Source organism: Acinetobacter sp. WC-743, assembly GCF_000335555.1.
Taxonomy (GTDB): Bacteria; Pseudomonadota; Gammaproteobacteria; order Pseudomonadales; family Moraxellaceae; genus Acinetobacter; species Acinetobacter bereziniae.
The window spans coordinates 1-218 of record NZ_AMFQ01000111.1 but is presented as its reverse complement, the minus strand read 5'-3'; the positions used below and the strand labels follow the sequence as shown (position 1 = coordinate 218).

1 protein-coding gene and 1 pseudogene are annotated in these 218 nt (G+C 47.7%); both read right to left on the bottom strand.

What is annotated here, in order from left to right; all coding sequences use genetic code 11:
• Positions 1 to 63: pseudogene (locus tag ACINWC743_RS24350) on the bottom strand (3-oxoadipate CoA-transferase); the annotation flags it as partial.
• Positions 60 to 218, bottom strand: a 159-nt coding sequence (locus tag ACINWC743_RS16985) for a CoA-transferase (RefSeq protein ID WP_009586299.1), incomplete at its 5' end; no start/stop codon positions are given. The pseudogene ACINWC743_RS24350 and the gene ACINWC743_RS16985, both read right to left, overlap by 4 nt.

The window sequence follows — 218 nt, the reverse complement described above, 5'->3', positions numbered from 1 at the left end:
ATCGGGAATGTCTTGTGCAACACGTTCTGCAATTTGGTCACGGCTTAGTTTTTGATAGCTCATGCTGCTTCTCCCTGTCCCGCATTGACAGCAACCACATGCTGTACAAAAATCCCGGGTGTAATGATATGTTCAGGATCAAGTTGACCGAGTTCTGCGATTTCAGAAACCTGTGCAATGGTGACATCCGCCGCCATCGCCATAATCGGTCCAAAGTT